This is a genomic window from Bacteroides fragilis NCTC 9343 (assembly GCF_000025985.1).
In the GTDB taxonomy this organism is placed as follows: Bacteria; Bacteroidota; Bacteroidia; order Bacteroidales; family Bacteroidaceae; genus Bacteroides; species Bacteroides fragilis.
In genome coordinates this window covers 2,991,449-3,004,110 of sequence record NC_003228.3, presented here as the reverse complement: position 1 = coordinate 3,004,110, position 12,662 = coordinate 2,991,449, and the positions used below count along the sequence as shown (strand labels likewise).

Annotated in this window: 10 protein-coding genes, 2 pseudogenes and 1 CRISPR repeat array; of the genes and pseudogenes, 7 read left to right on the top strand and 5 right to left on the bottom strand. The window is 43.3% G+C overall.

Annotated features, from left to right (window positions below; translation table 11 throughout):
* Positions 1–113 precede the first annotated feature (113 nt).
* The 3 genes from BF9343_RS12310 to map are packed head-to-tail and all read right to left on the bottom strand — an operon-like array spanning position 114 to position 2,969.
* On the bottom strand, positions 114–860 hold the full coding sequence (locus BF9343_RS12310) for a DUF169 domain-containing protein (protein ID WP_041926232.1): 747 nt from the start codon (positions 858–860) through the stop codon (positions 114–116).
* 27 nt (positions 861–887) lie between these two features.
* Complete coding sequence (locus BF9343_RS12305; RefSeq protein WP_005793488.1) at positions 888–2,114, bottom strand: DNA recombination protein RmuC; 1,227 nt, start codon at positions 2,112–2,114, stop codon at positions 888–890.
* Positions 2,115–2,969 (bottom strand): type I methionyl aminopeptidase, encoded by an 855-nt coding sequence (map, locus tag BF9343_RS12300; RefSeq protein ID WP_008660463.1) that lies wholly within the window; start codon positions 2,967–2,969, stop codon positions 2,115–2,117.
* A gap of 821 nt (positions 2,970–3,790) precedes the next feature.
* On the opposite strand from map, the gene cas6 reads away from it, so the two are divergent.
* The 6 genes and pseudogenes from cas6 (at position 3,791) to BF9343_RS12270 (ending at position 7,149) form a co-directional block, all read left to right on the top strand.
* A complete protein-coding gene (gene cas6, locus BF9343_RS12295) occupies positions 3,791–4,462 on the top strand; it encodes a CRISPR-associated endoribonuclease Cas6 (protein WP_010993064.1) in 672 nt (223 codons plus the stop codon).
* Positions 4,463–4,473: 11 nt separating this feature from the next.
* Positions 4,474–4,848: pseudogene (locus tag BF9343_RS12290) on the top strand (hypothetical protein); the annotation flags it as partial.
* Positions 4,841–5,086, top strand: a pseudogene (locus tag BF9343_RS12285) (CRISPR-associated endonuclease Cas1); the annotation flags it as partial. The pseudogenes BF9343_RS12290 and BF9343_RS12285, both read left to right, overlap by 8 nt.
* A gap of 2 nt (positions 5,087–5,088) precedes the next feature.
* Positions 5,089–5,352 carry a CRISPR-associated endonuclease Cas2 gene (gene cas2, locus BF9343_RS12280; protein WP_010993063.1) on the top strand — a complete coding sequence of 88 codons (264 nt, stop codon included), beginning with the start codon at positions 5,089–5,091 and terminating at the stop codon, positions 5,350–5,352.
* 212 nt (positions 5,353–5,564) lie between these two features.
* A CRISPR array of direct repeats spans positions 5,565–6,107; the repeat unit is 29 nt; unit sequence GTATTAATTGTACCTTATGGAATTGAAAT.
* Between the two features lie 171 nt (positions 6,108–6,278).
* Positions 6,279–6,722, top strand: a complete 444-nt coding sequence (locus BF9343_RS12275) for a hypothetical protein (protein ID WP_005788076.1) — start codon at positions 6,279–6,281, stop codon at positions 6,720–6,722.
* A 22-nt stretch (positions 6,723–6,744) separates the two neighbouring features.
* Positions 6,745–7,149: a hypothetical protein gene (locus tag BF9343_RS12270; protein WP_005788073.1), complete on the top strand. Its 405-nt coding sequence runs from the start codon at positions 6,745–6,747 to the stop codon at positions 7,147–7,149.
* A gap of 162 nt (positions 7,150–7,311) precedes the next feature.
* On the opposite strand, the gene BF9343_RS12265 is transcribed toward BF9343_RS12270, so the two are convergent.
* The gene (locus BF9343_RS12265; RefSeq protein ID WP_005788072.1) at positions 7,312–8,229 is read right to left on the bottom strand and encodes an RluA family pseudouridine synthase; all 918 of its coding nucleotides are present in this window, start codon (positions 8,227–8,229) and stop codon (positions 7,312–7,314) included.
* 10 nt (positions 8,230–8,239) lie between these two features.
* Positions 8,240–9,658, bottom strand: a complete 1,419-nt coding sequence (rlmD, locus tag BF9343_RS12260; RefSeq protein ID WP_005788070.1) for a 23S rRNA (uracil(1939)-C(5))-methyltransferase RlmD — start codon at positions 9,656–9,658, stop codon at positions 8,240–8,242.
* Positions 9,659–9,924: 266 nt separating this feature from the next.
* Here rlmD and ppdK point away from each other — a divergent pair, with 266 nt between their 5' ends.
* Positions 9,925–12,645, top strand: a complete 2,721-nt coding sequence (gene ppdK / locus BF9343_RS12255) for a pyruvate, phosphate dikinase (RefSeq protein WP_005788068.1) — start codon at positions 9,925–9,927, stop codon at positions 12,643–12,645.
* Positions 12,646–12,662 lie beyond the last annotated feature (17 nt).

Sequence of the window (12,662 nt, the reverse complement as noted above, 5' to 3'; positions counted from 1 at the left end):
TAGTTGTTTGTTCTAAATGATTTATTGTCTTTGCGGTATCCCGAACCTTTTAATAGAAATCATGCGATATTCTGGAAGGAAGGTGCGATGTTTGTCCGCGAACTTCCGGAGTATTATGACGAACCCATTCTCTTTTTGATTACATCCCACGTTGCTGTCTTTAGGAAACTTTCTTCCATTTGTGACACCATACTCTTGAACTTGTTAAACGGAATGGCAAAAGACAAGAGATCGGGTTTCATACATTTGCGTGCAGAAGGATCGAATGATCCCAATACCGCCCGATTGGTTCCGTCCAGTTGTTCCCGGTACGGATGATAGATAATAGAAGCACAGCTTGCACCAAAGGGAGCGATCACTGCATCAGGAGCTACATTGTCAAAACAAGCCAATGTGAACAGACCGGAGAGGATGTCGGCAGATACAAAAAAGATAACAACTTCCGGCATGTCTTCCGCTTCCAGCTTATCCCAACGTTTGAAGATCAGGTTTTCTCCCTTGACAGGAAGTGCAGGCAACTGTGCCAGAGCGGCAGCTGCCAGCTCCGGAGTCTGCTTGTATCGTTCTCCTTCGCCCTGTTCATTGTGTGAAAGGAAACATTCGAATCCGGGAAACATCTTGTCCGTGAAGTTTGTGTACCGTTTTCCACCTCGGCATCCCACAGAATCCGCCTGTATGCAGAGAGTTTTTCCACGCTGTACCTGGGTCAACTGTGCAATGATGCACCGATGTCCTTTCGGAGCTTCCACTATCGGGAGATTTTGTGTATCTGCCGAGTATTGGAATGTTATCGGAAGTCCGGCTTGTGGAAAATAAGTATTCCACAAAGTAATGAACTGATTTTTAAGTGTTATTTCCATGGCTGTATGCTTCTTTGTTTTTATCGGTCAGTCATCTTCTCCGCCATCGTCTATCGGTAATATTCTCCGGCTTTCCTCGTGGGGGAGTTCTTCGACCTGACGGAGTTTGCGTTCGATGGCGCGCGTACGTTTTCCCATCACTTCTTCCAACTGGTCACCTGCGCTTTGCAGATTCTTCTGGACCTTCTCAAGCAGTCCTCCGAATTTTCCGAATTCGGTTTTTACAGCTCCCAGTACGGTCCATACCTCGCCTGTGCGTTTCTGTATGGCGAGTGTCCGGAATCCCATTTGCAAACTGTTCAGGATAGCTCCCAAAGTAGTCGGTCCGGTTACTACAATCTTGTAATCCTTTTGTAGCGTTTCAACTAAGCTTGTCCGGCGGATCACTTCTGCATAGATGCTTTCGAAGGGGAGAAATAAGATAGCGAAGTCCGTTGTAAACGGAGGATCGACATACTTGTCGTGGATATCCTTCGCCATTTTTTTGATGGTTGTCTCCAGTTGGCGTCCGCACGATTCCATCAATGCGGCATCTCCGGCTTCGAAAGCATCGTAGTATTGTTCGTAAACATCTTTGGGGAATTTGGCGTCGATTGGCAGATAAACAGTGCTGTTGGCATCATCTTTTCCCGGAAGTTTGATGGCGAACTCCACAAATTCGGTTCCGCTTTTCTTGGTCTTGACATTCGCTTCATACTGTTCCGGACTCATCATCTGTTCCAGAAGTGCGCCTAGCTGGACCTCACCGAACGTTCCGCGCATTTTCACGTTACTCAGAACCTTCTTGAGACCGCCTACGTCTTGTGCGAGCGACTTCATTTCGCCCAGGCCCTTTTGCACATTTTCAAGTTGCGAACGGACTATCTCGAAAGATTGTCCGATGCGTTCGTTGAGAGTCTTTTGTAATTTCTCTTCAACCATCACGCGCATGTCGTCCAGACGCTTCTCGGTGGACTGTATCAGCGTTTCCTGCTGGCGTGCCATTGCGTCGAACTTTTGGCGTTGCAGTTCTCCGGTGGTCATCATGTTCTTATGCATGGCATCTTGCAGCTGTTGCAAACCCTGATTCAGGGTTTGCGTCATTTCCATGCGTAACTCGCGAATACTGCGATTCAACTCTTCCCGGTTTTCCTGCATTTGTTGGCGCAATGCCCGTTGCATCTCTTCGCTTTGTGCGCGATTGTTGCGGGTAAGTGTCAATGCGAGCAGGGCAACCAGTAAGGCTGCAATAATCAAGAGGAGAGTCAGTTCCATTTAATAAGTCAGTATTTCGTTTCCGGTTTCATTAATCAGAATCATATTTTCCCATTGTGCAGACGGCAATCCGTCGTCTGTGCAGACTGTCCAGTCATCAGCAGAGTCGACAAAGACCTCATACGTTCCCATGTTGATCATCGGTTCGATGGTAAAAGTCATTCCCGGAAGAATCAACATACCGGTACCGCGGCGTCCGAAGTGCTCTACGTCGGGTTCCTCATGGAATTTGATTCCCACTCCATGTCCGCATAAGTCGCGTACCACACTATAACCGTTCTTTTCGGCATGTTCCTGAATAGCCGCACCTACGTCACCTAAACGGGCCCAAGGCTGTGCGGCAGCTATGCCGATCTCCATACATTCTTTAGTGACCTGTACCAATCTCTGTTTTTCAGGGCTGACTTCGCCGATCATAAACATGCGTGATGCGTCAGAGAAATAACCATTGTAAATGGTAGAAACATCTACGTTGATAATATCTCCGCTTTTTAGAATTTCGGTTGAACTGGGGATTCCGTGGCATACTACATCGTTGATGCTGGTGCAGACGCTTTTGGGAAATCCTTCATAGTTTAGAGGAGCCGGAATAGCCCCATGGGACGTGGTGAAATCGTAGACCAAACGATCGATCTCTTCGGTGGACATTCCTTCACGAATATTTTCTGCAATGTGGTTCAGCAGAGCTGTGTTGATCTTTGCACTTTCACGGATACCTTCAATTTGTTCCGGTGTGCGCAATACCTTGCGTGGAGGAAGTTTATAACCTTGTTTTCTGTATTTCTGTATTTTATCTTCTATTTCATCCGGATAATTGGAAGGAGTAAACCGGACTCCTTTGATAAATTTTTTCATTTTACTATCTTGATTTTTTATTCGTAGTACAAATGTAGGGAATAAAAAGGGGAATGCGGTATTTTAGGAAAGATAATTTCGGGGAATCAGAGGTGAAGAAAAGTAATAAAGGCTAATTAGTCATTTTGTCATTTTGTATTTTAATGCTGCTCAGATTTGATTCTTTAAGCTCCGTATCCACTCTTGCGGAAAAAAACGCTAAATAGGAGCATTAGGGCGATTCAAGATGATGCCGATTATACGGTTTTCTTGTGATATGGATCGTTTATCGTTTCTGTTTATATTATAGTGCTGTCTGTTTTAACGATTTTGCATGTATCTGCCATCTTCTTTCGGTTGCTTCTCTCAGTGCCAATAAATGGGAAAAGTGCTTTTATGCAGCCATATATCTCTTCTTTTGTCATGGAGTTAACAAAAGACTTGGAGGAAGTTGGCAAAAGACTTGAACGAAGTTAATAAAAGACTTGGAGGAAGTTAACAAAAGACCTAAACGATATTAATAAACGTCCGAGTGTTTTTGCATATTTATCTTCAGACAGCACTGAAACTGCATGTTATTTCTCTTTTTATTCATTTAATTTCAAGGGAATCTTCCATAAGGATACTTTTATCTTTAGTATAAGTTAGCGATTTTTCTATATATCAAACAATTTGCATCCTATTCATGCTTTAGGCTTTCTTTTGAGCTGATTACTAGTGATTCTTGTATTAGGAAACTTTTTAACTATATGTTTACTTTTAAGAAGAATGTTATGTAACATACTTAGAATTTGTCATGGCAAAAAAATAAATGCTTTTCTTTACATAAAAATAAATAACAAATGAGGATAAGAATTAAAACAACTTCAAATGAAAAAATCCTTCCTTTTGATTATCAAGGGAAGTTGATTGGAGTAATTCATAAATGGTTAGGAAATAATGAATTGCATGACAAGATATCTTTATATTCTTTTTCTTGGCTGCTAGGTGGTGTGATGGTTGATAAAAAAGGCTATGTATTTCCGAATGGAGCTGAATTGCTTATTAGCTTTCATGAAGATCAGCATCTTAAAAAGATAATTGATAGTATTCTGTTGGATTCGGAAATCTTTTATGGCTTATGTGTGAAAGATATTACTATTGTCGGGAGTCCTGTCTTTACAGAAGAGCCACAAAGATTTTTTTTAGCTTCTCCTATATTTATTAAACGACGAATAGAAGAAATTATGGGCTATAAATATTATTTCTATGATGATCAGGAAAGTAATCAACTTATGACAGAAACCTTGAAACATAAAATGAGGGAAGCCGGGCTACCGGAAGACGATACGTTAAGAGTCGAATTTGATATAAGCTACTCAAAGAAGAAAAAGAAAATGGTGACTATTCATGGTATCAAAAGTATAGCCAATATGTGTCCGGTTATTATTCATGGCACTCAGACTAGTAAAAGGTTTGCTTGGGTAGTTGGTCTGGGGAACGGAACTGGTAGCGGATATGGAGCTTTGATTTAAAAGGTGTAAATATGAAATATTATGTAGTAAAATATGCAGGACCTTTTGGCTTTATTAAGCCTTGGACTGCGGTTCGTGATGCCAGTGGCGGAGAAACTTATTCTCAGCAGTTTCTGACTCCTTCCATTATTGAAGGAATTAGGCAGAAGTTGGAAGTGACTGCAATCATGAGACATAAACTTTCTTACGCTGGTATCAATATCCAACAGGAAGTGGTACAGGCTAAAGCTTGGAGTAAGAAAGGGAAAACTTTTATGAGAGCACGCTCTGTTTTAAAGCGGGGAGTAATGCTTTCTCCTGTTATTTATTTTGCTTTTGCTGCACTTGAGGATGCCCGTAAAGCAAGTTTGCAACATATTTGTCTATGTAGAAATGAAGAAAGTCTTGAATAAAAAGGAAATCCAAGAAAAGCATTTCGATTGGAAATTGAATAAATGTTTACTCAATCAGACAGGTAAAAAAATATTTGTGAAAGCAATTGAAGATAAGTTGATTGAGACAATAAAGCACAGAATCTTAAACCGTAATGTCAGCTATAGACATTTGATAAAATTAGAGTGTTATAAGTTGGCGAAACATTTATTGGAAATAGAGGAGTATAAACCGTTTAAAATGTACTGGTAGATATGTATGTTATTTTTGTTTATGATTTTGGAGAAAAGAGGGTCTCAAAGATGTTGAGATTATGTCGTAGGTATTTGAATTGGATTCAGAATTCTGTATTTGAAGGTGAACTTTCGGAAGTACGTTTAAAAGAGCTATTATTATTAGCAAAAGGGGTTATGAACCCCGAAGAAGATTGCATTATTATTTTTAAAGGGGCTACTCAATGCTCTTTGGAAAAGGAAATAGTGGGCAAAGAACTTGCTAACATTGATAATTTTTTGTAAGACGGTTGTCGAAGTAATTTGTTATTGTGAATTATCAATGGTAAAGTAACGGAAACGCTCTATGACATGTTGATATATAGATGTTTAGTACCTATGTCGCTAACCTATGTTTTTTATATTATTCTTGATCGACACATTATTTCTAAAGAAAAGCAATTTTCTGCAAAAGCATTTGGCTTATTACTAAGTAATTGCGTTGATTGATGGGTAGAGTATTAATTGTACCTTATGGAATTGAAATGAACGAAAAGGCGGGCTGGATTTCAGCGGACTTCGTATTAATTGTACCTTATGGAATTGAAATGGAAATGGCGGAAGGATTGGCCGTCAGGGTAACTGAGTATTAATTGTACCTTATGGAATTGAAATTTAATCATCACATTGATCTTCTTAATCGCTTCATCAGGTATTAATTGTACCTTATGGAATTGAAATCCGAGTACTTGTACATCGTACAGTTTCCCTTGCTGTATTAATTGTACCTTATGGAATTGAAATATACACGCCGGTCTTCGGTTCGATGGCGAATACGGTATTAATTGTACCTTATGGAATTGAAATTAAATAGCTCGGCAAGTTTTACGATCTGTGTAATTGGTATTAATTGTACCTTATGGAATTGAAATTACTCTAACTGATTATCAGCTGTAAGTCCGGTTAGTATTAATTGTACCTTATGGAATTGAAATTTGTGCAAAATGCAAGATATTACGATGTGCTGCACTGGTATTAATTGTACCTTATGGAATTAGGACTAAGGAAGATCTATATTTAAAGGTTGGCTTAAAACTCTATCGGATGAAATTTTTTCTTCCTTGCTAGCAACATCCCCCATTATCCTTTGGGAAATGTTTTTATTTATCCTATTTCCTTTTTATTAGAAAACAATCCTTATATTTGTCCGTGTATTATTAATTTAATGACAAATGACACTTATGAAGACATTGAATTTTATGAAAACGCTATTCTTATTGGTAGCTATAGTAGGCCTAAGCTCTTGTGGTGACAAGTATTATTCAGATGATTATCTACGAAATAGCAATGCAAAGCTCTGTGGCAAAACCTGGGTGAATGATTCGGAGAAGAATGATGTAGACGAGTGGGTTCGGCATACATTGAAGTTTGATGATAACGGCCGGCTGGCAGAGACTTATGCCTATTATCATGTAAATGAAAGTCAGCCTTACCGCACGGAGACCAATAATCTGACCTGGTCGTGGATAGACGATACGATGGAAGGTATTGTTTTTGACTATGGAGTGAACGGGGTGACTTATTTCGATAACGTGTGGGTACGTGAGCATAATATGTCCGGGAAGCTGAACGGAAAGGTAGTTGTATTTGTCGATTCAAAATATAACAGAAACTAATTAGAGAAGGAGATAGGAAGAAATGAAAGGCTATTGGAAGATTTTACTGATACTGATGCTCGCTGTCGGATTCGCGTCTTGCGAGGACGATCAGGGAGAGATTGAATATGTCATTACCGGGCGGGCATGGACCGGCGATGTAGGGATGAATGCCCATAATGGTGAACCCCTGTTCAGTACCTTTGAGTTCGGGAACGACGGTTTTGGAGTGGAGACCCAGTTCTATGCTTCAGACGGTCTTTTGTATGATCAGTTTCGCTTTCAGTGGTATTGGGAAGATTCTTATAATCGTAATTTAGTATTGAATTACGGTAAGAACGGTATCTCTTATATGGACGACGTAAGGATATACGGAGATCGGATAACCGGTGCCTTTTATCTTTCGGACGATGCCCGGGGATTTAACTTTGAATTAAGAATGGAATAAACTTATATCCGGCAAATATTAAATGAAGGTGTTTCATAACTCACCACAGATTACACAGATTTACACAGAACGATTTTTAATTTACTGATAACCAATACTATTTATCTGTGTAAATCTGTGTAATCTGTGGTAAATACGAGTTTTGATACATCCCTATTTATATTATTTCTTCAGAAATAGCTTCTTGAATGTAGGAGGGTAAGGGGTTTCAAACTCCATTAGCTGATCTGTCACCGGATGATAGAAACAAAGTTTGAAAGCATGCAAAGCCAGGCGCCCGAGAGGATTGGGCCCACCGTCTATCCCATAACGTCCGTCTCCGATCAGAGGATGCCCCAGATCCTGCATGTGTACACGTATCTGATTCTTACGTCCGGTTTCCAATCGCAATTCTACCAGCGAGTAGCCATTGGCACGTTTGATGGTGCGATAGTGGGTGATCGATTTGGAACCGCCATCATCATAGCTGCTTGAGCTGACGTACAAGGTACGGTCTGTCAGCCAGGACACTACCGTGTCGCTGTCTTTCTCCATCTCGCCGGTAACCACCGCTACATAGCGACGGTCCGTCACGATGTCGTGCCAATGGTCACGCAACGTGTATTGTGTCTTTTCGTCTTTGGCAAACATCATTAATCCCGAAGTATCTCGGTCCAGGCGATGAACCACGTAGATGCGGTTTCCGCGTCCCGAACGACCTACATATTCGCTTAAAATATGCTGGGCAGTACGTTCTTTCTGCCGCTCTGTGCCAACGGAAAGCAATCCTTCCTTTTTCTCCACTACGATGATATAGGCGTCCTCGTAGACTATCTTCAGTAGCGGATGGCGGAATTCTTTCTTGTTCTTGTCCTTGCTGATAAGCACCTTCATGCCCGGTTGCAGAGGAAAGTTGAATTGTGTCGTGATCACATTGTCAACCAGCACGATTCGTTTGCTCAACAGAGACTTTAGCTTGGTACGGCTGGCATCGGGCATTTTGGCCGCAAGGAAATCCATTAATTCCATCGGTTCTTTCACCAGATAGCCGGTATATTGTGCACGGGCCTTCTCGGCCGGAGTTCGTTTGATTCTCTTCATATTCATTTTTTTATTTAAGTTCAAGCAGCACTACGTTTTCCACGTGATGGGTGTGGGGGAACATATCTACCGGTTGCACTGCTTTCACACGATATTTGACATCCAGCAACTGGAGGTCACGCGCTTGTGTAGCCGGATTACAACTAACATATACGATCCGTTTGGGTTCGGCAAATAAGATTACGTCTACCACATCCTGATGCATTCCCGCCCGGGGAGGGTCGGTGATGATTACATCCGGACGCCCGTACTGATTGATGAAATCCTGTGTCAGGATATCCTTCATGTCTCCGGCAAAGAACAGGGTGTTCTCTATTCCATTGATCTCGGCATTCACTTTTGCATCTTCTATGGCTTCGGGAACATATTCGATGCCGATCACTTTTCGTGCCTGGCGTGACACAAAGTTGGCGATGGTTCCGGTACCCGTATAGAGGTCATATACCAGTTCGTCACCTGTCAGTCCGGCAAAGTCGCGTGCCACCTTATAAAGATTGTATGCCTGTTCCGAGTTGGTCTGATAGAACGATTTCGGTCCCACCTTGAAACGAAGTCCCTCCATCTCCTCGAAGATGTGATCATTGCCACGGAATACGTGTACATCGAGGTCATTGATCGTGTCGTTACATTTATTATTAATAATGTATAGGAGAGAGGTTATTTCCGGGAATTGGTCGGCAACATATTGCAATAACTGCTTGAAGAGATCCATTTCATGCTCTTCCGTTATCTTGCAAATCAGAATCACCATCAGTTCGCCGGTACTCGAGGTACGTACAATCATGTTGCGGAGCATTCCTTCCTGCGAACGGAGATTGATGAAAGAGTAGTTGTGCTCGTAGGCGTAATCGCGGATCGTATTGCGGATACGGTTAGAGATATCATCCTGCAACCAGCACTTTTCGATGGCGAGCACCTTGTCGAATGCTCCCGGAATGTGGAATCCCACCGCGTTCATCTGGTCATATTTGACGTCCTGTTTCACTTCTTCCGCTGTCAGCCAGCGTTTGTTCGAGAAGGTGAACTCCAGTTTGTTCCGGTAAAACTCTGTTTTAGCAGATCCCAGGATAGGAGAGATTTCCGGCAATTCGATCTTTCCGATACGGCGGAGGTTGTCTTCCACCTGTTTCTGTTTGTATTTGATTTGTTCTGCGTAGGGCAATACCTGCCATTTACACCCGCCGCATACGCCATAGTGCTGGCAAAAAGGAACGGCACGTACCGGTGAGAGTTCGTGAAACTTCACCGCTTCAGCTTCGGCGTATTTATTCTTTTTTCTTTTTACCTGCAAATCTACCACGTCGCCCGGCACTACGTAAGGTACAAAAACGACCAGGTCATCTACTTTTGCGATGGCTTTTCCTTCGGCAGCCACATCCGTTATTGTCACCTTCTCCAGCAGAGGAAGTTCTTTTTTCTTTCTAGCCACAGTACTCCTTGAATTATATTAAAATGATTTCTTTGAGTATAAAGCGTGAATCTATTAAATCACCATTCTACGCCATATTAATAAAATCTTTCGCAAAAGTAGGTATTTTTTTTCGTATTTCTCTATATGAAGTGAAATAATGCAGATTGCAATGTCGAAATTGCATTTTGATAGAAAGTTTTTCATATAAAAGTTTTCTGGTTTGCGAAATATCCTTAGATTTGCGAACAGAAAAGAATCACAACTAATAACTTTAAAATCGTATTATGGACAAAAAAAGAGTTTATACCTTTGGTAATGGACTGGCAGAAGGAAAGGCCGGTATGCGAAACTTACTTGGGGGCAAAGGTGCGAACCTTGCCGAAATGAATCTGATCGGTGTCCCCGTACCTCCGGGCTTCACAATTACAACTGACGTTTGTACCGAATATTACGAGATGGGACAGGAAAAGGTCGTATCTCTCCTGAAAGAAGAAGTAGAAAAAGCTATTGCAAATATTGAGAACCTGATGCGTTCAAAATTTGGTGACGTAGAGAATCCGTTGCTGGTTTCTGTGCGTTCGGGTGCACGTGCATCCATGCCGGGTATGATGGATACGATCCTGAATCTGGGTTTGAATGATGAAGTGGTTGAAGGTCTGACCCGTAAGACCGGAAACGCTCGTTTTGCATGGGATTCTTACCGCCGTTTCGTACAGATGTACGGTGATGTAGTATTGGGTATGAAACCTGTTAACAAAGAAGACCAGGATCCGTTTGAGGCGATCATTGAAGAAGTGAAACATGCCAAAGGCGTGAAGCTGGACAACGAGCTCGAGGTGGAAGATCTCAAGGAACTCGTGAAGAAATTTAAAGCTGCCGTAAAGGCACAAACAGGCAAGGACTTCCCGACTTGTGCATACGAACAGCTTTGGGGAGCTATCTGCGCCGTGTTCAATTCATGGATGAACGAACGTGCCATCCTGTACCGTAAGATGGAAGGAATTCCCGATGAATGGGGTACTGCCGTAAGTGTTCAGGCAATGGTGTTCGGTAACATGGGCGATACTTCCGCAACAGGTGTATGCTTCTCCCGTGATGCCGCTACGGGCGAGGACCTCTTCAATGGTGAATATCTGATCAATGCACAAGGTGAAGACGTGGTGGCGGGTATCCGTACTCCGCAGCAGATCACTAAGATCGGTTCCCAGCGTTGGGCTCAGCTTGCCGGTGTGAGCGAAGAGGAACGTGCATCAAAATATCCTTCTATGGAAGAGGCTATGCCGGAGATCTACAAGCAGTTGGATGAATTGCAGACCAAGCTTGAAAATCACTACAAAGACATGCAGGATATGGAGTTCACCGTTCAGGAAGGCAAACTTTGGTTCCTTCAGACACGTAACGGTAAACGTACCGGTGCTGCCATGGTAAAAATCGCCATGGATCTGTTCCGCCAGGGCATGATTGACGAAAAGACCGCGCTGATGCGTGTAGAACCCAATAAACTGGATGAATTACTTCACCCGGTATTCGATAAGTCTGCTTTGAAACAGGCTAAAGTGCTGACTCGCGGTTTGCCGGCTTCTCCGGGTGCTGCTACCGGTCAGATCGTATTCTTTGCTGACGATGCAGCCGAATGGCATGCTGCCGGAAAACGCGTTGTGATGGTTCGTATCGAGACTTCACCCGAAGATTTGGCCGGTATGGCAGTTGCCGAAGGTATCCTGACCGCCCGTGGAGGTATGACCTCACATGCAGCCGTGGTTGCCCGTGGTATGGGTAAATGCTGTGTTTCGGGAGCCGGTGCATTGAATATCGACTACAAGGCCCGTACAGTGGAAGTGGATGGTGTATTGCTGAAAGAGGGAGATTTCATCTCCTTGAACGGTAGTACCGGTGAGGTTTATCAGGGTAAAGTAGAAACGAAAGCAGCCGAACTGTCTGGCGACTTTGCCGATCTGATGAAGTTGGCTGATAAATATACCCGTCTGCAGGTTCGCACCAATGCCGACACTCCGCATGATGCCGAAGTTGCCCGTAATTTCGGTGCGGTAGGTATCGGTCTTTGCCGTACGGAACACATGTTCTTCGAAGGTGAAAAGATCAAAGCCATGCGTGAGATGATTCTGGCAGAAAATGCTGAGGGACGCCGCAAAGCTCTTGCCAAGATCTTGCCATATCAGCAAGCCGACTTCAAGGGAATCTTCAAGGCAATGGCCGGTTGTCCGGTGACTGTACGTCTGCTCGATCCTCCTTTGCATGAATTTGTTCCTCACGATCTGAAAGGACAGCAGGAGATGGCCGATACAATGGGAGTAAGCCTGCAATATATCCAGCAGCGTGTCGAATCGCTCTGCGAACACAACCCGATGTTGGGTCACCGTGGTTGCCGTTTGGGAAATACGTATCCCGAAATCACACAGATGCAGACTCGTGCCATTCTGGGTGCCGCTCTTGAACTGAAGAAAGAAGGAATAGAGACACATCCCGAAATTATGGTGCCGCTGACAGGTATTCTTTACGAGTTCCAACAGCAGGAAAGTGTGATTCGTGCCGAAGCAGACAAGCTCTTTGAAGAGGTGGGAGACCGCATCGACTTCAAAGTCGGAACCATGATCGAAATTCCCCGTGCAGCTCTGACTGCCGACCGTATCGCTTCGTCTGCCGAGTTCTTCTCGTTCGGAACCAACGACTTGACTCAGATGACTTTCGGTTACTCTCGTGACGATATAGCTTCTTTCCTTCCGGTTTATCTGGAGAAGAAGATTCTGAAAGTAGACCCGTTCCAGGTACTCGACCAAAATGGTGTAGGCCAGTTGGTACGTATGGCAACCGAAAAAGGCCGTGCCATCCGTCCGGACCTGAAGTGCGGTATCTGTGGTGAACATGGCGGTGAGCCTTCATCTGTTAAGTTCTGCCATAAAGTAGGTTTGAATTACGTTAGCTGTTCTCCGTTCCGTGTGCCTATCGCACGTCTGGCAGCGGCACAGGCAGCCATCGAAGAATAACTTTAGATTAACTGGTT

Bases quoted from the DNA above. Each gene is read 5' to 3' on its own strand.
- BF9343_RS12310 (WP_041926232.1), bottom strand. From the start codon at position 860: ATGGAAATAACACTTAAAAATCAGTTCATTACTTTGTGGAATACTTAT.
- BF9343_RS12305 (WP_005793488.1), bottom strand. From the start codon at position 2,114: ATGGAACTGACTCTCCTCTTGATTATTGCAGCCTTACTGGTTGCCCTG.
- map (WP_008660463.1), bottom strand. From the start codon at position 2,969: ATGAAAAAATTTATCAAAGGAGTCCGGTTTACTCCTTCCAATTATCCG.
- cas6 (WP_010993064.1), top strand. From the start codon at position 3,791: ATGAGGATAAGAATTAAAACAACTTCAAATGAAAAAATCCTTCCTTTT.
- cas2 (WP_010993063.1), top strand. From the start codon at position 5,089: ATGTATGTTATTTTTGTTTATGATTTTGGAGAAAAGAGGGTCTCAAAG.
- BF9343_RS12275 (WP_005788076.1), top strand. From the start codon at position 6,279: ATGACACTTATGAAGACATTGAATTTTATGAAAACGCTATTCTTATTG.
- BF9343_RS12270 (WP_005788073.1), top strand. From the start codon at position 6,745: ATGAAAGGCTATTGGAAGATTTTACTGATACTGATGCTCGCTGTCGGA.
- BF9343_RS12265 (WP_005788072.1), bottom strand. From the start codon at position 8,229: ATGAAGAGAATCAAACGAACTCCGGCCGAGAAGGCCCGTGCACAATAT.
- ppdK (WP_005788068.1), top strand. From the start codon at position 9,925: ATGGACAAAAAAAGAGTTTATACCTTTGGTAATGGACTGGCAGAAGGA.